General features: G+C 48.6%; 19 protein-coding genes. 10 read left to right on the top strand and 9 right to left on the bottom strand.

Annotated features, from left to right (window positions below):
• The first annotated feature begins 18 nt into the window (after positions 1-18).
• On the top strand, positions 19-1110 hold the full coding sequence (locus tag A0127_RS06535; protein WP_231855739.1) for a glycosyltransferase family 2 protein: 1092 nt from the start codon (positions 19-21) through the stop codon (positions 1108-1110).
• On the opposite strand, the gene A0127_RS06530 is transcribed toward A0127_RS06535, so the two are convergent.
• The 6 genes from A0127_RS06530 to A0127_RS06505 all read right to left on the bottom strand — a co-directional run bounded on the left by A0127_RS06530 (position 1100) and on the right by A0127_RS06505 (position 6787).
• Positions 1100-2470 (bottom strand): sulfatase-like hydrolase/transferase, encoded by a 1371-nt coding sequence (locus A0127_RS06530; protein WP_062389524.1) that lies wholly within the window; start codon positions 2468-2470, stop codon positions 1100-1102. The genes A0127_RS06535 and A0127_RS06530 overlap by 11 nt on opposite strands.
• A 5-nt stretch (positions 2471-2475) precedes the next feature.
• Positions 2476-3615, bottom strand: coding sequence for a glycosyltransferase family 4 protein (locus tag A0127_RS06525; RefSeq protein ID WP_062389521.1), 1140 nt, complete (start codon positions 3613-3615; stop codon positions 2476-2478).
• Positions 3612-4808, bottom strand: coding sequence for a DUF1972 domain-containing protein (locus A0127_RS06520; protein WP_231855738.1), 1197 nt, complete (start codon positions 4806-4808; stop codon positions 3612-3614). Before A0127_RS06520 ends, A0127_RS06525 begins: the two co-directional genes overlap by 4 nt.
• Complete coding sequence (locus tag A0127_RS06515; protein WP_062389518.1) at positions 4805-5689, bottom strand: glycosyltransferase family 2 protein; 885 nt, start codon at positions 5687-5689, stop codon at positions 4805-4807. Before A0127_RS06515 ends, A0127_RS06520 begins: the two co-directional genes overlap by 4 nt.
• Positions 5690-5849: 160 nt before the next feature.
• Positions 5850-6092 carry a hypothetical protein gene (locus A0127_RS06510; protein WP_054840624.1) on the bottom strand — a complete coding sequence of 81 codons (243 nt, stop codon included), beginning with the start codon at positions 6090-6092 and terminating at the stop codon, positions 5850-5852.
• Complete coding sequence (locus tag A0127_RS06505; RefSeq protein ID WP_062389514.1) at positions 6083-6787, bottom strand: hypothetical protein; 705 nt, start codon at positions 6785-6787, stop codon at positions 6083-6085. The genes A0127_RS06510 and A0127_RS06505 overlap by 10 nt, the downstream gene beginning before the upstream one ends.
• Positions 6788-6846: 59 nt before the next feature.
• On the opposite strand from A0127_RS06505, the gene A0127_RS06500 reads away from it, so the two are divergent.
• The 9 genes from A0127_RS06500 (at position 6847) to A0127_RS06460 (ending at position 20117) form a co-directional block, all read left to right on the top strand.
• The gene (locus A0127_RS06500; RefSeq protein ID WP_062389510.1) at positions 6847-8592 is read left to right on the top strand and encodes a DUF4129 domain-containing protein; all 1746 of its coding nucleotides are present in this window, start codon (positions 6847-6849) and stop codon (positions 8590-8592) included.
• Positions 8589-9578, top strand: coding sequence for a DUF4350 domain-containing protein (locus A0127_RS06495; RefSeq protein WP_062389507.1), 990 nt, complete (start codon positions 8589-8591; stop codon positions 9576-9578). The genes A0127_RS06500 and A0127_RS06495 overlap by 4 nt, the downstream gene beginning before the upstream one ends.
• A gap of 5 nt (positions 9579-9583) precedes the next feature.
• Positions 9584-10504 carry an AAA family ATPase gene (locus A0127_RS06490; RefSeq protein ID WP_062389503.1) on the top strand — a complete coding sequence of 307 codons (921 nt, stop codon included), beginning with the start codon at positions 9584-9586 and terminating at the stop codon, positions 10502-10504.
• On the top strand, positions 10501-11784 hold the full coding sequence (locus tag A0127_RS06485; RefSeq protein WP_062389500.1) for a DUF58 domain-containing protein: 1284 nt from the start codon (positions 10501-10503) through the stop codon (positions 11782-11784). Before A0127_RS06490 ends, A0127_RS06485 begins: the two co-directional genes overlap by 4 nt.
• Positions 11781-12338 carry a hypothetical protein gene (locus A0127_RS06480; RefSeq protein WP_062389498.1) on the top strand — a complete coding sequence of 186 codons (558 nt, stop codon included), beginning with the start codon at positions 11781-11783 and terminating at the stop codon, positions 12336-12338. The genes A0127_RS06485 and A0127_RS06480 overlap by 4 nt, the downstream gene beginning before the upstream one ends.
• A 76-nt stretch (positions 12339-12414) precedes the next feature.
• On the top strand, positions 12415-13404 hold the full coding sequence (locus A0127_RS06475; protein WP_062389487.1) for a DUF1616 domain-containing protein: 990 nt from the start codon (positions 12415-12417) through the stop codon (positions 13402-13404).
• A gap of 38 nt (positions 13405-13442) precedes the next feature.
• On the top strand, positions 13443-14249 hold the full coding sequence (locus A0127_RS06470; RefSeq protein WP_062390867.1) for an HAD-IIA family hydrolase: 807 nt from the start codon (positions 13443-13445) through the stop codon (positions 14247-14249).
• Positions 14250-14687, top strand: a complete 438-nt coding sequence (locus A0127_RS06465) for a ferritin family protein (RefSeq protein ID WP_054840634.1) — start codon at positions 14250-14252, stop codon at positions 14685-14687.
• A 189-nt stretch (positions 14688-14876) separates the two neighbouring features.
• Positions 14877-20117, top strand: coding sequence for a vitamin B12-dependent ribonucleotide reductase (locus A0127_RS06460; RefSeq protein ID WP_062389485.1), 5241 nt, complete (start codon positions 14877-14879; stop codon positions 20115-20117).
• A 58-nt stretch (positions 20118-20175) separates the two neighbouring features.
• Here A0127_RS06460 and A0127_RS06455 read toward each other — a convergent pair whose 3' ends face one another.
• The 3 genes from A0127_RS06455 to A0127_RS10500 are packed head-to-tail and all read right to left on the bottom strand — an operon-like array spanning position 20176 to position 23259.
• Entirely contained in the window at positions 20176-20928 is a 753-nt protein-coding gene (locus A0127_RS06455; protein WP_062389482.1) for an ABC transporter permease, read from the bottom strand.
• Positions 20925-21767: an ABC transporter ATP-binding protein gene (locus A0127_RS06450; protein WP_062389478.1), complete on the bottom strand. Its 843-nt coding sequence runs from the start codon at positions 21765-21767 to the stop codon at positions 20925-20927. The genes A0127_RS06455 and A0127_RS06450 overlap by 4 nt, the downstream gene beginning before the upstream one ends.
• Entirely contained in the window at positions 21751-23259 is a 1509-nt protein-coding gene (locus A0127_RS10500; RefSeq protein ID WP_197463564.1) for a radical SAM/SPASM domain-containing protein, read from the bottom strand. The genes A0127_RS06450 and A0127_RS10500 overlap by 17 nt, the downstream gene beginning before the upstream one ends.
• Between the last annotated feature and the right edge of the window lie 186 nt (positions 23260-23445).

Here is a 23445-nt window from a genome sequence, read left to right as displayed (position 1 = left end):
TGATAGAAAGGGTATGGGATGCAGATGAATGCCCCGAGGGTATCTATAATCATTCTCAACTGGAACGGCTGGGAGGATACAATAGAATGTTTGGAATCGCTCTATAGAATCACCTATCCTAACTATGATGTTATCGTGGTGGATAACGGCTCCAAGGATGACTCGGTGAGGAAGATTAAGGAGTATGCAGAGGGAAAGATTGAGGTCAATTCAAAGTTTTTTGAGTACAATCCGAGCAATAAACCGATTAAGGTTTTTGATATCAATGAAGGTGACACAAGGAAAGGGAAGTTCAATAAACCCGCCTACGAGAAATTTGATCCGAATAGGCGAATGATTTTAATCAAAAATAAGGACAACTACGGCTTTGCTGGTGGGAACAACGTTGGAATAAAATTTGCTTTGAGCGTTTTGACCTCTGACTATATTTTGCTTTTGAATAACGATACTGTTGTTCATCCAGGCTTTTTAACGGAGCTTGTAAAAGTTGCCTCCAGTAACAAGAACATTGGAGCCATAAGCCCTAAAATACATTATTACTGGAACGGAAAAATTCAATACTGCGGTAAAACTCACAAATTAGGCCCAATATGGACTACTATGCATAAATCATGCAAACCTAATAAAATGGATAAAGGCATCTCCTCTTCATTAATAAACACAGATGAAATCCATGGCGCATGTATGTTAGTCAAAAAAGATACTCTCTTGAGTTTTGGATTTTTAGATGAAGATTATTTTGCATATTGGGAAGAAACCGACTTTTCGCTTAGGTTACGTAAAGGCGGAATTTCGTTGGCAGTAGCCTCTCTCTCGACGATTTGGCACAAAGTTGGCAATAGAAACATTTTAAAGAAAACAATTAGACCTATATCAGCATATTTGTTTGGACGAAATATGATACTAATCATATTGAAAAACTACACTGAATTCTACAAACTGCTTGGCATGAGTATATTGCTAATTTTAAGAATTCCATTATTACTTTTAAATTACATTCTTTTTTATGGAAATAAAAAAAGCAGTATATATTTTGCATTGGGGGTATTAGCAGCGATGGAAAATGAAAGAAAGTCGCCTATACTGTTTTATAAAACATTCAATAAATAGTTAACTCACCTATCTTTGAAATGCTTCTGAATTCAACAGTTTTTAGGAATTTTATGATCTCTTTTTTCATGTGTTTTACAATGTCTTCAGTGACTTCTGTTTTGGGATCATACGAAATGATTTCTTCAAACTTCCAGTCTGTGACATTGAAAATTCCTTTAAAGTTTTTGTAATAGATAGCAATCCGGTATTTTTCAAGGGCATAAAAGTTGTTGTATTGATCTCTATCTGTGGGGGGGTTTATATAATCTTGTATGCCATACGACTCGGCAAATACAACAGAGGAGTACAATTGATGTACCTCCAGTTTATTTTCAACCACACTCAAAATTAACTGTTTAATTTTTGTGAGACTGATCCAAGATTCCGAGTCCCCCGGGTAATGAGATTCATATTCCTTTGGGAACTTTACAAGAAGAGGCACTTTTAGAAGTTCATCATAAAGGAAGGTCCCATGACCTATTCTTCCATGCTCTCCAAGGAGCTGTCCATGATCACTAGTGATGATAATAATGGAATTGTCAAACATATCTTCGTATTTTAGTATTTTAATAATCTCAAGGATTCTTTCTGTTATGTAATCTACTTCTTTAGGATAAACTTGTTTCCATAATAGTACTTGCTCAAAATTTAGTTCACCAGTTAGAAGGTTACGTTTGAATGATTTTATGAGGGTTTGAGGATTTTCAAGTCTAGAGTAGGGTTCGTGGACTTCCATCAAGTTTACGAATATAAAAAATGGATTAGAATCCCGCCAATTTTCTTTCTTGAGAATTCTCCTTAAAACTTCTATTGTTTTTCGGGCGCCCATATCAAATGGCCATCCTTTTACTAGCCCAAGCTTCCAGATAATAAAACCGCCTGTAACTTTTAATAATAATTTAAATTGTTTATCATTCCATAATTTAGATAATAACTCTTTGGTTGTCCTTGTCCTTATTTTTAATTTATCAATATATTCTTGTTCGTTGTCAGAAAGAAAAATGCTATATTTCCCCGAATATGTATCATGGAAATAATCAAATCCAGATAACCCAAAAAATGGGGATATATATGGATTCGCGCTTAACAAGTAGGATTCATATCCCAGTTCTCCTAAAAAGTGTTGCAGTGTGATTTCAGGTGGTAGATCATCAAATCGTATATCGGGATTTTTTTTGTGTTTTGTCTCATGTATTTTGTGAAGTAGGGGGTATAAACCAGTAAATAATGATGCATGACTAGGAATTGTCCATGAGGTAGGAGCTATAGCATTATTGTACGAAATAAATCCAAACTTTTTTAGATTTTCTTTCAGAGGATATGAGTAATCATCTCTCAGAGTGTCTACTACAATAAGTATCACATTGGGGTAATCCATTGTTCTCACCTCATATTCTTCACTCTTCTCAGTACTAGATTGTATACCTTTTCGTAATCTTTCACAACTTCATCCCAAGTTCTTATCCTTTTACTAAACGGTCCCACTCTAACATCGCTGTTTAAGATTTTTAATATTAATTCCGCGACTTTCTTAGGATTAGGAGGATAATCAACACCAAAACATCCAGGTTCTGTTAAAAACTCCTTCAAGGCACTATGTTTTGTAACTATTACTGGAGTTCCAAGTGCAAGTGCTTCGGCAACAGTGATTCCATAGTTTTCATTCTTGGACAACAACAAAAATATATCTGCATTCTGAATTTCCTTAAAAAGTTCTGTTCTATCAACTACAAATGGTTTCCATACAATATATTGCATTATATTTAATTGCTTCGCTAATTTTAATAAACTTTGTTTATATGGACCTTCCCCAATAATCGTAAGTCTGACGTTCGCCATTTTATATTCATAAACAAGTTCATAGAGGGCTCGGAGTATGTATTGAACACCTTTTCGCTCCTGAAGATATCCAGAAAACAATAATGTAATTTCTTCCCTCTGAGGTTTCTTTTGAACATCAATCACATCCACCCCATGGGGGATCACACTAATTTCAATGTCCCCTGTATTGGGGATATCATAGAGCAAACTATCCTTTTCAAAATTAGACGCAACTATTAGATGATCTATTTTAGGAAAAATTAGTAAATTGCTTATCTTGTTGTATACTGACCACAGATACTCTCCTAGGAGCGTGGCATGTCCGAAGGGCATATAATGCGGAGAAAATATCACTGGAATTTTGGAAAAGTATTTCTTGACAACATAAACTATTTCAGGTGAGAACAAGGTATGGTATCCATGAACGTGAACAACATCTGGATCAAACTTTTTTATTAATTCTCTGACAACTCCGATATTTTTGATGCTAAATCCATAAAGGGATTCTCTGTATTTGTATCCCCTAATCAATGTAAAATTCTCTATCTTTTCTTCACTCATTTGCAGGCGATTATCCCAAGCTGGATTAAAAACAACAACCTCATGACTCCATTTAGAAAGCCATCTAGCAATTTCAAACACTACCTTATTTATCCCTCCCGGTGCAGTAGTTTCCATATAATTAATTAAAAGGAGCTTCATCCCTGCGCCCTCCTGATCAAAGCCCTAAACACCCTTTCATACTCCATCGCAACCCTCTCCCAGTTATACTGCCTCCGTATTCTCTTAATCTGCGTCTTCTTTATAAGCTTTAAATCAAACTCACCCCTCTCAAGCATCTCCATTTTATTGGCTAAATCCCCGGCATCTTTAAAGTATATCCCTCCTTCCTGCAGAACTTCCTTGTTGAACGGCACGTCATAAGCTAATATAGGTCTCTTGAAGAGCATCTGCTCAAGCAGGGAGGGATTTGTCCCCCCGACCTCGTAGGCGTGGATGTAGGCAAAGGCATTCTTTCTCAAGACTCCAAGAGCCTCCCGGTCATAAATTGGGTCAAGCAAAAGTATGTTCTCGTTGTTCTTGGCCAGCTTGAAGAGATATTTACTATATGGATCATTCTTGTTAAAGTTCCCGACGATGACAAGCTTCTTTGTTGAGTTTGCTTTTTTAAACCCCTCAATCTCCATGTGGATGTTGTTCTCGGCGACTATCCTCGCCACCGTGAGGTAATACCCAAAAGGTTCAAGACCGAACCTGCGGAGTATCCTTACCTCTTCCCACTTCGAGAGCCTTGAAGGCAGGAGCTCTCTTGCGCCGTAGGCAATGTAGACAACCCTTCTAGGTTTATGTCTCCTTTCTAAATTCTCTTTAATCCCGAGAGAATCTGCAACAACCACATCGGGCAACTTGCATGAAAGGTATTCCATGAGATACATATAGATCATTGTGGCCAGATAAACTGGGAATAGATGGAACGGTACAAACTGGATTCTCCTGACTAACCGTTTCCATTCAATCCCATCGGGGTTTATGAGAATTCGCTTTTTTGATAATCTTCCAAATATCGCCGCCAGAGCACCGTCGGGGGAGACATAATAAAGCACATCAACGTCGTTTGAGTGCTTTGAGAGAAGATACAGTGTTGCAATAACGTCGTTTATTGATGGTATTGTGACACTTTTGCCCTGGAGTGATGGGACATGGACCCTCACTATACCGTTGTATTCGTCTTCCAGAAACCCATCAGATTCGCAGGTAACATATACTTGAAACCCCTCTCTCACTAGGCGCCTAGAAAGTTCCTCAACAAATGTTTCAGTCCCACCGTACTTGCCGGGTATCCCCCTGGAGCCAATTAACGCAATTCTCACGCTGATTCGACCCTCCTTGCTCACTCCCTTACCATCCTCGCCAGCACGTTCAGCGTCAGCCCAGCAACAAAGAGCTGGATCCCAATTATCACGAAGATTCCCGCGCCTATGGCCTGGGTGAGGTAGACGTTTCCACCAGCATAGTACGGTTTCAGCGCCCAGTAGGCCAGGACTCCCGCAACTGCAAAGGATATAAGGCTCAAAACGCTGAACAGCAGCAGGGGTCTCCTGTACCCTATCAGCCCAACAATGGCGGCCAGCACTCCAAACCCGTGGCTCAGAGGGTTCTTCTTATGCTTATTTGGCACATCGTAGCGGACAGTTATCGGCACCTCTTTAATCCTCACGCCCTTCTCGGCCAGGTGCACCAGCATGTAGCTCTCCATGCTGTAGCCGTCACTGCTTATCTTCATCAGCTCGCCGAGGGCCTTCCTGTTTATCGCCCTGAAGCCCGACTGGGAGTCTGTAATCTTCAGCGTCCCGTTCAGGCTCACGTTCGTGGTGGTGTTCAGCACCCACAGCCCAAGCCTCCGGTAAAGGGGAATGTTCCCCTTAGCACCATTAAGATACCTCGACCCTATGACCAGATCCGCTTTATCATCCAAAATCGGCTTCAGCAGCAGGGGAATCTCGTCGGGATTGTGCTGACCATCGGCGTCAATGGTTACAACGGCATCGTAGCCATCTGAGAGGGCGTAGTCAAACCCCGTTTTTAACGCCGCACCCTTTCCCTTGTTAACTTCATGCCTAATAACAATGGCACCGGCATTCTGAGCAACCTGAGAAGTCCTATCTTTAGAGCCATCGTCCACTACCAGAACATCACCATACTTTTTAGCAAGAGCAACAACTGACCCAATCGTTAGTTCCTCATTGTAGGCAGGAATTATTATAAGCGTCCTCATACGTACGCCCCTCGTATTTTTTACCACGTAACTCCCGTTATTCTTCCAAGCGTAGTTTTGCCCGCAACACTCTTTTAAGTTTTTCGTGCTGAGATGAAACCTCTTCCCAAGTTTATAACCTGCTAAATAACATTCCATCACACCAATACCTGCAAACATGCTACGTCTTCAATACCTCATAAACCTTCCTCGCCACTATTCCGGCAAAGATCACCAGGAGGAAGTACGCGGACAGCTTTAACGAGTCCTTTACGTCCCTTGAGAGGTAGAACTCTCCCAGTTCAAGGGTTATCAGGATCCCTATCAGCGCGACGGTCAGAAAAATCTCAACGGAAGGGCTGAAAATGGCGGAGACAACGATCCAGACGGCAAAGAAAGTTATTAGGTTCTCCCTCATAGCCATCTCCCAACACCGCCGAGCCTCTTGAGGGTCAGCTTGAAGTAGTCCTTCACCCTCTCCACATCCTCCACGAGTATCAGCTCCCCTGAACCCACAGCAATTCCAAGGAGAACCGCGGAAACTGCCGGGTCGGCGTACGGGTTCTCGCAGATCGGCTTTACATAGACCTCGATCTTCTCTCCCTCCTCGAAGACCTCCGCACTGCCGAGACCGAGGGCGCTCAGGGCGGACGAAACAGCGGAGGCAGCATAGCCAATCCCCGTCCCGCTTAAGTCTTCGTCAATGTACTCAAAGACCCCCCTACCAGGAACGGGGCTTATCAAAAGCCCGGTCTCCTGCCGCGTCCCGGTCACTAGGACGGTACCCTCACCGAGCTTCCCCAGGGGGACGTGAAACTCCTCCGACGCTGGAATGAATATTCCACCCTCCGGCAGGTTCTCATACGGCGGGATAACGACGGCCTTACCCTTGAGCTCAAGATCCCTTACCAGGTTCGACAGGAAGGTGCAGCCGGGTTCAACGGCTAACTCAAGCGCGTCCCTGCTCACGTGCCCCCAGCCGGGCATGGGGAAAACGACGAGACCGAGGAGTATTGAGCCGATACCGAGGTTTACAAGGGCGGTTTCCCCTGACTGCCCACCGGTGTACCAGAGAAGAATCCCCAGTCCTATTAGGACGCTCCCGCTTATTCTGCCCATCGCAACACCGAGGGGGATAGACTTAAAAGAATTTTTATAGTTTATGGAAGCGAGCACCGATGAAAGGAACGACTGTTGCAGCACTGCTGATTGTTCTAATAATTGGCTCAAGCCCGTTCATAGCCGCCAGGGGAGTCCAAAAACCGGTTCCCCGCGACGAGTTTCTCTACACCTACTTCTCGCAAGTTCTGGAGAGGTTTGGAGACTCGCTTAAATACACCCTGAACGGCGATCCTTACGGCCTGACGCTAGCCAACACGACGCTGTATGAGCTCGACCTGCTGAGGGAGGAGATCATATACTACCAGAGCAGGGGCGTTAACGGAAAGGCCTCAGAGGTTCTGCCCCCTTTCTACAGCTTCTCTCGGAACTTAGTGATCCTGGACGAGCTTATGCTTGAGTACTACAACACGAGCGACCCGGCGCTGGTGGTCGGCATAAGGAACACGGCCAGGGACATGGAGAGCATCCTGCGGGAGATCGAGAACATAACGCTCCTCAACGGCGACGAGGTTTTGAGGTTTGACACCAGAAAGGTTGACTCCTACCTGAGGAGGGTAATCGAAACGGTAAGCTCCAGAAAACCCAGAATAACGAACTTAACCCTGAGCGTAACGGATAACCGGCCGATCCTCAACGAAACGGTCACTTTCTTTGGGGCAACGCCGGAGAACGGCACCCTGACGCTCATAATAGCGGGGGAGAACGTCACCATAGCGTACCTCGCGGATGCCTCAAACGGCTACTTCTCGGTTAAGCACACGTTCACCGAGCTCGGGAACTACACCGCCTACGCGGTCCAGGGCAACATGACCTCAAACAAGGTACACATTCAGGTTCGCAAAATACCCACTTCCTTCATAGTCACGGGAGAAACCTCAGCGGTTATAAACACCACACTGACTCTGAAGGCGAAGCTCGTTGACTACTACGGCAACGCCCTCGCTAACAGAACCGTTCTCGTTGATGGTGTGCCAATCATGACTGACGAGAACGGAACACTTTCCAGGGACTACTTCTCTCCGATCCCCGCTGTTATCACAGTTCCCCTTGAGTTCGAGGGGGACAAAACTCATGACGGAACTGCCACCAACGTTACACTGGTATTCAGGAAGATAGCGGTCTCGATAAGCCTGGCCGGCCCGGACAGCATAACTGCTGGAAAAACCGGGAAGTTCCACGGGACCATGACACCAGGGCTCAACACGACGGTCCTCATCTACGTAAACGACACTCCTGCAATGAACGTTACGGTCACCAACGGGAGCTTCTCGTTCATCCTGAAGCCCAAAAAACCCGGAATCATGAAAGTCTACGCACTCTTCGCCGGGGACCCTCTCCACGAGAAAGCCGCCTCAAACACCTTGATAGTCACCATTGAACCCGTCCAGAGCAGCCTGTGGAGGTACCTTCTCGTCCTGCTGATCATAGCCTCCATCGGCGCCCTCCTCGTTGTGGGCGAGAGAAGTGAAAAGCCCTCTCCGTTCAGACTGAAGAGATCTGAGAAACCCATACAAACGCCGCTCCCGATTATCAAATTTGAACTTGAGCCCAGAGAAATTCCAGAGGATGTTGGCGAGGCCTACACCATGATAAGGGATCTGCTGAAGGAGAGGCTGGGCATCCCGAAGAGCCTCACACCCCGCGAGGCTTTGAGGGTCCTGAAGGACTGGGGCCACTACGAAGACCTGAGGAAGGTCACGGAGATACACGAGAGGTGGGTCTACGGCGGGATGAAAGTTAGCGCTGAAGAGCTCGTTGAGTTCATGGAGGCAGTAAAGCGCCTTATGGGGGTGCTCGCATGAACAGGACGCTCAAATACTCAATCCTGCTGTTACTCGCATTCTTCCTCTTCACCATGCCCATAACGGTGCCCTACTTCAAAAGTTCGAGCGAGTACAGCGCCTTTAACACAGGCTGGAACGGTGTATCAAAGTTCGCGCTTCTCCTCCACAGCGAGGGGAAGACCGTTCTGCCCCTCATCAATCCCCTCGACACCTACGACCTGAGCGGGGGGACCCTTTTGATAATCGGCCCAAACGCCACATTCACGACCGAAGAGGTCAAGAAGATAAAGGAGTTCGTCGAAGAAGGTAACACCCTCTTCCTCGCGGACGATTTCGGGACTGGAAACGATCTGCTGAGGGCTCTGGACGTCCCGGTTGGCATATCTGACTACCCACTGCGCGACTTCTTTTACGAGACGGATGACAGGTTCATAGTCACAGTCACAATAAAAAACCCGCTCCTGGCCAGAAACGTGAGCAAAATCGTCACAAGCGACCCCTCTGCAGTAATCGTCACAGGGAAGGGAGAAATCTACGCAAGCAGAATGGCCATGATAAACTTCCACCGGAGGCAGTACCCCATCATGACGGAGATAACCTACGGGAAGGGCAGGATAATAGTCCTCTCCGACCCGGACATACTGACGAACAACCTCTTCGATGAGAACGAACCCTTTTTGAGGAACCTTGCTGACTACCTGCCCGGCCCAGTGTACATAGACGAAACCCATCACCCGGACTTTAACCTCTACACAGCGGGGACGGTCACAATAAAAAGGGTCCTGCCCAGAGAAAGGGCCATCTGGATAACGATCATAACGGGTCTAATTGCAATACTCAACGAGCTGGGAGCGTTTAAGTGGCTCCTGGATATTGCCCTCCGCCCACTCAGAAGGTTTATGGTGAGGAACGCCAGCCTTGAGGAGGCCGCCCTCCTCCTGGCAAGGGAGAAAGGCTGGGATGAGGGAGAAGTGCTTGAGATGATAGGCAGAATGGAAGGGTGATTTGAATGATCATGGAGAAGATAAAGAAAGAGGTTGGGAAAGCCATAGTCGGAATGGAGGACATCGTAGAGCTCATGACGATAGCCCTCATAGCGGAGGGGCACATCCTCCTCGAGGGCGTCCCCGGAACAGCTAAGACGACCCTGAGCAAGAACTTCGCCAACACGCTCGGTCTGAAGTTCACGAGGATACAGATGACGCCCGATATTCTGCCCGCAGACATAATGGGACACACGTTCTATGACATGAGAACTGGAGAATTCAAGCTGAAGAAGGGGCCGCTCTTCGCCAACGTTGTCCTCGTGGATGAGATAAACAGGGCCTCTCCCAAGACCCAGTCGGCGCTCCTCGAGGCCATGGAGGAGAAGCAGGTCACCATAGAGGGCATCACCCTCAAGCTGCCCAACCCGTTCATAGTCCTCGCCACCAGAAACCCGGTCGAAATCGAAGGCGTCTACGAGCTCCCGACGGCCCAGAACGACAGGTTCATGATGAAGATAGACGTCGGGTACCTTCCCGAAGAACTGGAGAAGCAGATGCTCAAGAAGAAGAATCTCGGTGAGTTCAAGACCGCCAGGCAGGTGGTCAGCGCAACTGAGCTGGCAAAGGCAAAGAGAGACGCCCTGAAGACCTACGTCAGCGACGAAATCATAGACTACATCTACGAGATACTTAAGGAGACCAGAACCGACGAGCGCACTCTCCTCGGTGCGTCGCCGAGGGCAGGCGAACACCTACTCTACGCCGCAAAGGTGAGGGCATACCTGGAAGGGAGGAACTACGTCATTCCGGACGACGTGAAGGAGCTCGCACTCCCGGTGCTGGCCCACAGGATAGTGGTCAAGCCCGAATACGAGGTCGAGGGCATCAGCGGTAAGACCGTCATAATGGACATCCTCGAGAGGATAGAGGTGCCAACGGAATGAAGCCCGCAGAAGTGCTGCTTTCCGTAGCGGGAGTCCTCCTGGCTGGATCGATAATACTGGTGAACCCCGCCGCCGGGGTGGCCGGAGCCGCGATAATCGCGTACTATTCAATGGCCAGGCTGAGCTTCAGCCCCAGGCTGGAGGTCCTGAGGAGAATCCCGCAGAGGGGAACCGAGCTTGAACCCCTGCTGACCGAGGTTGAGGCCAAAAACCTCTCGGAAGCTAGCGGATACCTTGTCCTCCGCGAGACCTCACCGGACATATTCGCACGACCCCTGAAGGCCAAGATAAGGCCTAGAGAACATAAGAAACTGATGCACACACTCATCCCCCAGAAGAAGGGCGTCCTAAAGCCGGAGGCAAAGGCGGAGTTCATTGACATGACAGGACTCTTCAGGGCGGAAGTCCCGGTCTCAGAGGAGAGGGAGATAACGGTGTTCCCCTCTCAGAGGAGAATAAGGGAAGCCCTGACGACCAGAAAAGAACCCAACGCCTTCGCAGAAGCGAGGAGTGCCCTGGGGCTGGGCCTTGAAGTTCTGGACTTCGACGAGCTGAGGGAGTTCCTCCCCGGGGACGACGTAAGGAAGATCGACTGGAAGGCGAGCTCAAGGCTGAACAAACTCATTGTCAAGGTCTTCAAGAGGGAGGCGTTATCGGAGGTCTACCTCCTCATAAACGTTGACCCCAGCTTCAGGAGGGAGATGAGGAACAGGAAAACCGACTACCTGACCCTGATAATCGCCCAGACAGTAGCCTACTTCCAGAAGTTCGGGCACATAGTTGGGGCGATAACCTACGACAGCCACTCGGTAAGAAAAGTCCTGAACGACGTCGGAGACCCTGCAAGGGCACTTGCCCACCTGGAGATATCACCGCAACCAGGAAGACCCCAGATAACCCCCTCCCCTGTGGGAGTACGCTCGGAGGCAGCGAGGAAAATTCTGAAGATAAAATCCGGAACTTCAACTTCGGGAATCGAGAAGGCCGCCCTGAGGGTGCCCTCAAACTCATACGTCCTGATAATAGACGACGTCGGCCTGCACCCGGGAGAGATAATAGCGGCCGTGAAAATCCTAAAAAGAAAGGGCTCAAACGTAGCGGTGCTCTACCCAAATCCCATACGCTTCCTGAGAAAGGACGAAGTCTCTCCCGATGAACTGGAAGGTCTGTACAGTGCCTACAGGGCGAGAAAGGAACTGTTGAGGAAGATGCGCACAGAAGTCCCCGTTGTAGAGCTTGGACCAAAGGACGTCTTCAGAAAGGTGGTGGAGAGACTATGATAGGCTTTATAGCCTCCCTGCTGGCAGCTGTAGCGCTCAAAGAATCCCTTCCCGTCCTGGCGGTTGTTCCTTACCTCCTGCGCTTCAAAGGAAAATCTCTGGGAATCCTAGGGTTCTCGGTGTATGCCCTCGCCCTGCTGACCCTTCCAGAAAGCGGCTCGTTCTACCACTGGGAGGGGGCCAAGGAAAGCCTGCTCCTGGGCTTCTCACTCCTCCTTGTCCTCGACGACATCCTGAGGGGAAGCCTCAAACCAGAGAGGGAAGAACTCATCCTGTCGGCAGTCCTGGCCGTCTCGGCACTCACCGACTACACCCTCGTTATTGCCCTGCCGGCGGTCTTCATCTACCGGGCATACAGGGGCTTCGGAAGGGGTGCCCTCTACTTCGGGGCGTGGTTCGGTGCCTCCCTGACCCTGGTTTACGCCCTGAAGAGCCGGCTGCCGGGACCCGGGGCAGAAGCATCTATAATCGCGGCGGTCTCGCTCGCGTTCCTCTTCATCGCGGAGAGAAAGGAAGTGGGGCTAAACGAGGTGGGAGTGCTTGAGGAGAAGTGAACCCCGGAAAGAACCAGAGAACGATGGCAAAGCTTTAAACCCCGCCCAATCAGGCATGAACAGTGTGGTGAGACGAATGGAGTGGAAGAAGTACTGGGACCTGCTTACTATCATCGCCCTCTCCCTGCTCCTTGACCTCCTGATATTTTACTTCCCCGATAGCCTAATGAGAAAAGTCCTCGGTTTAGCTTTCGTCCTCTTCTTCCCGGGCTACGTCTTCATAACGGCCCTCTTCCCGAACAGGAAGGAGCTCGACAACCTGGAGAGGTTGGCGCTCAGCTTCGGCCTCAGCATAGCGGTAGTCCCCCTCATCGGCCTCGGCCTGAACTACACGCCCTGGGGGATAAGGCTCACGCCCGTCCTCGTCAGCTTAACGATCTTCAACGTAATTTTTGCGTTGGCGGCAATGTATAGACGTGCTAAAGCCTTCGACCCCTGGGTTCCGTGGATAACGCTTGAGGACATCAAGAGGGAGCTTGAGTGGGATCAGGCGAGCAGGGTTGACAAGGCCCTGACCGTTGTCCTGATAGCGGCCATAATAACCTCAGTAGGAGTCCTCGCTTATGTGGTCACGCACCCCAAGCCGGGCGAGGCCTTCACGGAGTTCTACATCCTCGGCCCTGAGGGAAAAGCGGCAGACTACCCCACCGAGCTAAAGGTCGGCCAGAACGGGACGGTGATAATCGGCATCGTCAACCACGAGGGCAGGAACGTGACCTACTACGTCCAGATCTGGCTGGTGAACCTCACGTGGGACAACACCACCAACACGACGATCGTTTATGAAATGTACCCGATGCCCGGCTGGTTCAACGTGACGCTCCCTTCCGTCCCGGTTAACATCGAGGGCAACTGGACGCCCCAGTTTGAGACCAACTACACGTTCAGCATAGATAAGCCTGGAAAGTGGCAGGTCTGGTTCCTCCTCTTCAAGGATAAACCGCCGGAACTGCCCCCAGCACCGCCAAACGGAAACTACGCGGAGACCGAGGCTAGAAACCTGATACTCAAGGCCATCAACGGGACGATACAGAGCCTCAAACTCAACGTCGAAGTGAGGCCGTGAGGGATGAACTTTTAAACTCCTCCCCCCTCTTCTCCACCATGACGAGAAAAATCGGCATTATCTTCGACATGGACGGCGTCATCTACAGAGGCAGCGAGCCAATAAAGGGCGCGAGAGAGCTTATCGAGTTCCTGAAAGCGAAGAAAATACCCTTCCTGTTCCTCACGAACAACTCAACGAGAGACCCCGCAATGTACCGGGAAAAGCTCCTCTCGATGAGCATAGACGTGCCGGAAGAGGTTATAATCACGTCGGGCCTTGCCACAAGGCTCTACATGGAGAGGCACTTCGAACCCGGAGATATCTTTGTCATCGGTGGAAAGGGGCTTCTCAGGGAGATGGAGCGCCTCGGCTGGGGGGTCGTTGGCCTTGAAGATGCTAGGAAAGGCGCCTGGAAGAGAATCAAGCACGTCGTTGTGGGCCTCGACCCTGGGCTAACCTACGAGAAGCTCAAGTACGGAACGCTCGCCATAAGGAACGGGGCGAGCTTCATCGGAACCAACCCGGACACGACCTATCCAGCGGAGGAGGGTCTCTACCCCGGTGCTGGGGCAATAATAGCAGCACTCAAAGCATCAACGGACAGAGAGCCACTGATCATCGGCAAGCCCAACGAACCTGCCTATGAAGTTGTCAAGGACAAGATTGGGGACGTTGAAGGGCTCTGGATGGTCGGCGACAGGCTCGATACTGATATAGCGTTCGCAAAGCGCTTCGGCATGAAGGCCATAATGGTGCTCACGGGCGTCAGCACGCTCAGGGACGTTGCCGAAAGCGAGATAAAGCCGGACCTCGTTCTCCCGGATGTGGGGGAGCTGAAAAGGTACCTGGAGGCTGTCCTTTAGATGGACGCAGGAAAGCTCATAGAAAAGGTTATCTGGCAGGAAAACGAGCTCTACAACCTATACAAGCTCGGTGAAACCTTTGCACTCTTTGAGAGGCCCGAGCTCAGGGATGACTTCTTTCAGCTCGCTGAAGAGGAGCTGAGGCACAGAAAGACCCTTGAGAGCCTTCTTTCGGAGGGCACAATCAAGGGACTGCTCCTTGACTACATGGAGGAGCTCGAACTGGAGCCGATGGTTCACGACGATAGGGCAAACCCCGAGAGCCTAGAGGAACTGGTAGTAGAGGCACTGATAAGGGAAAAACACGCATACGAGCTCTACACAAAGCTTTCTAACCTCCTAGAAGGAAGTCTATCCCAGATATTCCGGATGATGGCAGGAGAAGAGCTGAAACACGCCTACAGGCTGAGGATTATATACGAAAAAATCGATGGATAATTCGTCCAACGTTGTGATGCCCCCGTTTTTAATGTGATTGCTCCATCATGCAAGTACCCAGACATTTTTTGTCATCCTGTCAAGATTTAACGGGGTAAGGTATATGTACCTCACCCCCCATACTCTCACCCGCTGTCCATAATACCAATAGACACGAATATGTATATCAATTATGACAGGGGTGTTTATATGCCTGTTGAAAAAGTGATGAAACGAGACGGTAGAATTGTGCCCTTTGATAAGGAGCGTATAAAGTGGGCTATACAGAGGGCAATGCTCGAAGTCGGCGTCAGAGATGAGAAGCTTCTCAACAAGGTTGTCAGGCGCGTCGTCAGGAGAGTAAACGAACTCTACGATGGCCAGATTCCGAACATAGAGAACATACAGGACATAGTCGAGCTTGAGCTTATGCGCGCTGGCCTCTTTGACGTAGCAAAGGCCTACATCCTGTACCGCAAGAAGAAGGCCGAAATCCGCGAAGAAAAGAAGAAAATCCTCAACAAGGACAAGCTCGATGAGATAGACAAGCGCTTCTCACTCAACGCGCTCCGCGTTCTCGCTTCCCGCTATCTGATAAAGAACGAGAAGGGAGAAATAATAGAGAGCCCAAGGGAGCTATTCGAGAGGGTTGCCACCCTCGCAGTCATCCCCGAGGTCCTCTACGACGAGAGGGTCTTTGACAAAAACGGTGGACACGAACAGGACGTTAGTGCCATTGAAAGATACCGCGAAAACCTCGATGAGTACGACGGAAAGTTCTCCATAGGCAGGTTCAAGCTCAACAAGTGGCACTTTGAGAGGCTTTTGAACCTCTACCGCGAGCTCGCTGAGAAGGGGCAGATGAAGCTCTCCATAGAAGAAGTCCTGAAGATGCTCGAAAACGGTGCCTTTGACAACTACGAGGACGAGATTGAGGAGTACTTCAGGCTGATGACGGGACAGTACTTCATGCCAAACACCCCAGCCCTCATCAACTCCGGAAGGCCGCTCGGGATGCTCTCGGCCTGCTTCGTTGTCCCGATTGAAGATGATATGGAGAGCATCATGAAAGCGGCCCACGACGTGGCGATGATACAGAAGGCCGGGGGTGGATGTATAGACGGAAACGCCAAGATAATCTTTGAAAACGAGGGCGAAGAACATATCATGACGATGGCCGAGATGTACGAGAGGTACAAGGACCTCGGCGAGTTCTATGACCCTGAGTACAACCGGTGGGGAATAAACGTCGAAGAAGTTCCAGTATACGTGAAATCCTTTGATCCATCAACAAGGGAGATCACCAAAGGAAAGGTGAAGGTCCTTTGGAAGTACGAGCTCGGCGAGGATGTTCCTAAGTACGAGATAAAGACGAACAAAGGCACAAGAATTCTAACGTCCCCCTGGCATCCATTTTTCGTCCTAACACCGGACTTCAGCGTTGTTGAGAAGCGGGCAGATGAACTCAGAGAGGGAGATATCCTAGTTGGCGGAATGCCAAGTGATGATGACAATGAGTTCCTTTTGGATTACTGGCTTGCAGGATTCATAGCTGGGGACGGAAGCATTGACAAGTACCGCTCTCACGTCAAAAGTCACGAGTACGTTTACGACAGACTCAGGATATACGACTACACAGCAGAAACACTCGGGATAATCAATGATCATCTTGAAAAAACCTTTGGAAAGAGGTACAGCCTTCAGAGGGACAGAAACATCCATTACATTGACATAAAAGCAAAGGAGATAACATCCCACTACATAGAGCTTCTGAGAGGTATTACAAATGGGATACCACAACCGATACTCAAAGAAGATAGGAATGCAGTATTGTCGTTCATAACCGGCCTCTTTGACGCCGAAGGACATGTTAACAGCAAACCTGGTGTTGAACTTGGAATGGTAAACAGAAAGCTAATAGAGGACATCACCTACTACCTCAATTCCCTTGGGATAAAAGCCAGAATGCGGGAGAAGCCAAGAAAGGACGGCATTGATTACGTCATGCATGTTGAGGAGTACTCATCGCTCCTCAGGTTCTACGAACTCATAGGAAAGAACCTTCAGAACTCCGAAAAGAGAAGGAAACTTGAGGAGCTTCTCAGCAAACATAATGGTGGATCATTCGGTCTTACGCTCAGCTTTGAAGAGTTTAAGGCATGGAGCTCAAAGCACGGCGTTGAGTTCAAGACAAACGGCAGTCAGACATTGGCTATAATAGAGAACGAAAAGGTATCCCTCGGCCAGTGGCACAGGAGAGGACGCGTTTCCAAGGCCGTTCTAGTGAAGATGCTGAGAAAACTCTACGACACTACAAAGAGCGAGGACGTCAAAAGGATGCTCCACCTCATCGAAGGGCTTGAGGTTGTTAAGGAGATCCACGTCACGAACGAGCCAAAGACCTTCTACGACCTTACCGTTGAGAGATACCAGAATTATCTTGCTGGAGAAAACGGAATGGTCTTCGTCCACAATACTGGCCTCAACTTCTCGAAGCTCCGTCCTGAAGGAGATTTAGTTGGAACAACGACAGGAGCAGCCTCAGGTCCAGTCTCGTTCATGCACCTCATTGATGCCGTCAGCGACGTTATAAAGCAGGGCGGTGTGAGGAGAGGTGCCAACATGGGCATCCTGGAAGTCTGGCATCCGGATGTAGAGAAGTTCATCCACGCAAAGGAGAAGAACACGGGAACCAACGTCCTCAGCAACTTCAACATAAGCGTCGGCCTCTGGGAGGACTTCTGGGAGGCCCTCAAAGAGGGCAAGCGCTATCCGCTCATCAACCCGCGCACAGGTGAGAGGGTCAAGGAGATCGACCCCAAGAACCTGTTTGAAGAGCTAGCCTATATGGCCTGGGCCAAGGCCGACCCGGGTGTTGTCTTCTTCGATGTCATCAATAGAAGAAACGTTCTGGAGCCTGCAAAGGGCGAAAAGATAAGGGCCACCAATCCGTGTGTCGTTGGAGATACCAGGGTTCTCACTCCTGAGGGCTACATCAGGGCAGAGGAACTCTTCAGCCTCGCGAAGGAGAGAGGAAAGAAGGAGGCCGTCGCAGTAGATGGAATAGCCGAGGAAGGAGAGCCCTACGCATACTCAGTTGAGGTTCTTCTGCCCGGTGAGGAAGAGGTCAAATATGAGACTGTCCACGGAAAAGCCCTCGCAATAGCAGATCCAATAACCGTCCCAGCCTACGTCTGGAAAGTAGGGAAGAAGAAAGTCGCAAAGGTCAAGACAAAGCAGGGCTACGAGATAACGGCAACACTTGATCACAGGCTTATGACTCCAGAGGGATGGAAAGAAGTGGGTGAGCTGAAGCCTGGAGACAAGATACTCCTTCCGCGCTTTGAAATCGAGGAGGACTTTGGAAGCGAGAGTATAGGGGAAGACCTTGCCTTCGTTCTCGGATGGTTCATAGGGGACGGCTACCTCAACCTTAACGACAAAAGGGCGTGGTTCTACTTCAACGCCGAGAAGGAGGAAGAGATCGCATGGAAGATTAGGGAGATACTGGCGGAGCGTTTCAACATTAAGGCTGAACCCCACCGCTACGGCAACCAGATAAAGCTCGGCGTAAGGGGGGAAGCCTACAGGTGGCTTGAGAGCCTCGTTGGAAGCAATGAGAAGAGGGTTCCAGAGATAGTCTACAGGCTCAAGCCAAGCGAGATAGCGGCGTTTCTTAGGGGACTGTTCAGTGCCGACGGCTACGTTGACAACGACAATGCGATAAGGCTTACATCGAAGGACAGGGAGCTCCTCAGAGACGTCCAAGATCTTCTTCTGCTCTTTGGAATACTCTCCAAGATATACGAGAGGCCCTATCCCACCGAGTTCAAATACACGACCAAGGACGGAGAGGAGAGAACCTACAGGGCGAAGGGCTACTACGAGCTCGTCATAGCGAACTACAGCAGGAAGCTCTTTGCGGAGAAGATCGGCTTCAATGGCTACAAGATGGAGAAGCTTAGCCTCAAAAAGACGAAGATCGACGAGCCAGTCGTTACTGTCGAGAGCGTGGAAGTCCTCGGTGAGGAGATCGTCTATGACTTTACCGTTCCCGAATACCACTCGTACATAAGCAACGGCTTCATGAGCCACAACTGTGGAGAAGAACCCCTCTACGAGTACGAGTCCTGTAATTTAGCCAGCATAAATCTCGCAAAGTTCGTGAAGTACGACGACGAGGGCAAGCCGTACTTCGACTGGGACGAGTACGCCTACGTGATTCAGAAGGTCGCCAAATACCTCGACAACGCAATCGATGTAAACAAGTTCCCGCTCCCGGAGATAGACAGGAACACCAAGCTCACAAGGAGAATCGGCGTTGGCATGATGGGCCTTGCCGACGCGCTCTTCAAGCTCGGCATTCCCTACAACAGCAAAGAGGGCTTTGACTTCATGAGGAAGGCCACAGAGTACCTGACATTCTACGCCTACAAGAGGAGCGTTGAAGCCGCCAAGGAGCGCGGCCCGTTCCCGCTCTATGAGAAGACGAAATACAAGGACGGAGAACTGCCGGTTGAGGGCTTCTACCACAGGGAGGTATGGAACCTGCCCTGGGACGAGCTGGTTGAGGACATCAAGCGCTATGGTGTGAGGAACGGAATGGTGACCACCTGCCCGCCGACTGGGAGCGTCAGCATGATAGCCGACACATCAAGCGGAATCGAGCCGATATTCGCTCTCGTTTATAAGAAGAGCGTTACCGTTGGGGAGTTCTACTACGTCGACCCGGTTTTTGAAGCAGAGCTCAAGAAGCGCGGCCTTTGGAGCGACGAGATACTCAAGAAGATAAGCGACAACTATGGCTCTGTACAGGGCCTTGAGGAAATCCCGGAGGACATGCAAAGGGTCTTCGTCACGGCCATGGACATCCACTGGCTCGACCACCTCTTAGCCCAGGCGAACATCCAGCTCTGGCTGACCGACTCAGCGAGCAAGACGATAAACATGCCGAACGACGCCACCGTTGAAGATGTGAAGGCCGCCTACCTGCTCGCCTACAAGCTCGGATGTAAAGGAGTTACCGTCTACCGCGACGGCTCGCTGTCAGTTCAGGTCTACAGCGTCGAGGGTGAAAAGAAGAAGAGGGTTCCCGCGAAGCCGAGCGACTACGCCGTCGAGAAGCTGAGGGCGATAGTCGAGGCCGAACCGTGGCTTTCAAGGTTCATCAACGTCGAGGCCATCCTGAACGGGACGAACGGAAAGGAGAAGAGTACCCAGGCGGGTGGACTGACTTTCTCAGTATCCCACGTCTCCGCCATCAAGCCCGCCCACGAGCACCCGCACCACGCCGAGAGGCCGGAGATTCCAGAGGAAAAAATAAAGGAGCTCCTCGGAGTTGCCTACTGTCCCGTCTGCTACGAGAAGGACGGCGAACTGGTGGAGCTCAGAATGGAGAGCGGCTGCGCAACCTGCCCGCGTTGCGGCTGGAGCAAGTGCGTCATAAGCTGAGGAATTCCCATTTTATTCTTCATGATAAAATTTACAAGGAGTGACACTCCAGGTTAAACTACACATTTCTGGCTGTGTAATAACTTAGGAGAGATAACAACCCGGAGGCAACAAGCAATATTAAAAAGGATGTGGTATCAAATGTTCCAAACAGATATGCGTTCCTTAGGAACTGAGCCAAATACGTCAAGGGATTCAGCAAAACAATAGCTTTGAAAATACTCGAGTGTATCATATTCAAGGGATAGAATACAGAACTGGCAAAAGACGCTGGCAAACCCACCAAGGTCGTAATGATGTCCCTTTTAACATCATTTGTTATGACTATCCCAAGCACCACTCCAAGAGCAACCCAGAAAACACAACCTACAAATATTCCCACAAGCATGTACACAAAACCCTGGAAAGTGGGAAAACGTCCAAAAAACACTGCCCCGAGTAGAATCAGGTACACTCCCTGCAACATCGAATATAAAACCGTTGAAAACACCTTGGACAGCAGGTATTCTCCCATCCCAACTCCCGCAATCTTTATTATTGTGATTAAGTTGGTTATTCTATCCCATCTCACCATGCTCAAGGCATAGCTGTAGTTCAGGAAAACTTGGAGCGCAATCAGTCCTGGCAAGAAAAAGGATGTATACGGCACATGTTCACCATTTAAATAGAATCCATTAAATGCATAACTAAACCCAAGAGAAAAAAGTAACAGATATGCAGTGGGAACTATAATCTTGCCTACAACAAAATGAGTCGTGGTGTTAACCTTAAGCTCTCTCCACACAAGAGGTAGGATCCTCAAGTTCATCATTCGGAACCACCTCCAAAATACTCTCTAAACACATCCATCAGAGAGGGTCTCTTTGGTGATACTGACCTTATCTCAATCCCATCATAAATGAGGGAAAGAAGGGTTTTGTTGAGTTCCCTCCTGTTAACGATTATGGACTCTGAGGAGGTAACAATCTCAACAGAGTCTTCAAGGGCAATATCCTCTTTTTTAAGAACTCTAATAACTTTCTTGTTCAACAAAACAATTATATCCCCCAAAAACTCAGCCTCACTCAAGTCATTTGTACATACTATAGTGAGGATATCCCCAGAAGAGGTCTCATCTTTTATGAGTTCCCAAATCTGAAGTTTGCCCACAGGGTCAACTCCAATAGTAGGCTCATCAAGTATAAGAAGAGGCCTAGTTTCATCTAGGAACGCTCTAGCAATCTGAACCCGCCTTTGAAGGCCCCCGGAGAGCTGGTTGATAGCAAAGTTTGAATAATCACTTAAATTAAATTTTTTTAGTACCCTCTCAACAGCCCTTTTCCTTTCCGCTTTAGGCAAACCTAGAAGCCATGCATAGTAATATAGATTGTCGTACACAGAGAGCAACCAGTCAAGGGCAGGCTCCTGGGGTACAAAGCGAAGCATGTTCCTGGCCGAACTGGGGTTTTCAGTAACACTTAAACCATTGACATAAACATCACCAGAGGTTGGAGGTATAAGACCGGAAATTATTTTAACGAGTGTAGTCTTACCTGCTCCGTTTGGACCAAGCAACACATAAATATTTCCAGCTTTAAAGCTTAAAGTAACGTTCTTTAGAGCGATAACATCACCATAAACCTTGACTAAGTTATCAACCTTTACTTTCATTCTTCCTCCCCCTCCGGACAAATGGACACATTGAATCCGGACCAAAAAATCTGCCATTTAAGGCATAACTTGACAACAGGCATATCCCCCGAGGCTGGCATATTGTTTCAAAATACTGGCATGAATAGCAGGGAGTGCCCCGATATAGTTCCCGAGGCAGGTTCCTAAACCACCTTACTCTCTCTGACTCCCAGACATCACGCACACTTTCTTTTTTTAAATCTCCCACAATCAGCCAGTCCAAATTGGCTAACCTCTCACACACAGTCACTCTACCGTCGGGCAACATTACCAGCCCCACCCGTCCCCCACCACAGAGCTGCCTCTGGAATGAACTCATAGTCTGAACCTGCTTATCAAGAGAGATACCATTAGACTGAGTAAAATAATCTACGTTTATGGACTCCTCTCGAGTGGGATTAATTTGTTTAAGCTCACGGGATAGCCAGGACAGCTGCTCTGAGGAGGGCAACAACTCCGAAGCATATCTGGAAGCCCACCCTATAGGAACCGTGTATAATGAGGGAGTAACCCGTTTGACTCCCAGTTTATTCAGAAACCTGACAAATTTTGGGAACTCGTAAATATTCTTTGATGTCAACACCGTGTTGACCCATACCTCTATTCCCGCTTCAATTAGGTTCTCTATGGATCTAATTAGTTTATAAAACATCCCAGGCACACCGACTAATTCATCTTCAATATCCGGAATAAACGAGTCCAAGCTAACTTGTATCTCCTTTATCCCCGCTTTCTTGAGCTGTTCACTCTTTTTCCTGCTTACAGGGTATTTAGTTGAGATAAAAACGCGAATATCATTTCTCGTAAACAGTTCTACTCTCTTATGAATATCCTTTAACAACAAAGGCTCACCGCCAGAGAACAGGGCAAATTTAATCCCATTCTCCTTGAAATCCCTAACTATTTTCTCAAGGATTTCTAAAGATAGAGGACTATCAATTGAACTATTCATACTGTCTGAGATGTGTACAGAATTTGCGTAGCAGTATTTACACCTCAGATGGCACACTTTAGTACATACATAGGTAATTCCAAGAGGACTTTCCAAGTAATGCCTGAAGTTTTTAAAGCTTTTCGGCGAATATACAAAGTCCATTGGGTCATAACTGACAGTACTTTCCAGAGGCAAGTTCGAGAATTGGAAATACTCGTTATACGTGTTAAATATATGCTCCACGTAGTTCCTTGAGCGTGTGCGGTCAATATTAAATATCCTCGAAACGATATCAATGATGTCCCCAATCGTTCTTGTGCCATCGCACAGCGCGATTATCACAGCTTCAGAGGGGTGCAATATTCTAAGGGTGCCCCCAAATGGATACACCATGGCTACGACGCCATAGCTATCCCTTCTCATAATGAGTCTCTCACGAGGAACCGGGTAGACTTTTTCCAAAGTTTCTATACTCATCACAATACCCCCTCTTAAGTTAAAAAATAAACAAACGTCAATAGGGATTAACCCCACCACCACCCAACAAGCAACAGGCCATGCATATTGGAATTGGAATCCCATCAGGTCCGTGGCCTGGCTCCAACCCTACCTGACTAATCTTAGTAGCAAGAAGTCCCAACTCCAAGATATCACCTCCATGTTATGTTTGCGTTGGAAAGTTATATAATACGAATATAAATTTTTCCTAAACTCATAGTTTGC

The sequence above is a fragment of the Thermococcus peptonophilus genome, assembly GCF_001592435.1.
Classification (GTDB): domain Archaea; phylum Methanobacteriota_B; class Thermococci; order Thermococcales; family Thermococcaceae; genus Thermococcus; species Thermococcus peptonophilus.
This window is presented reverse-complemented; position numbering and strand designations above follow the sequence as displayed.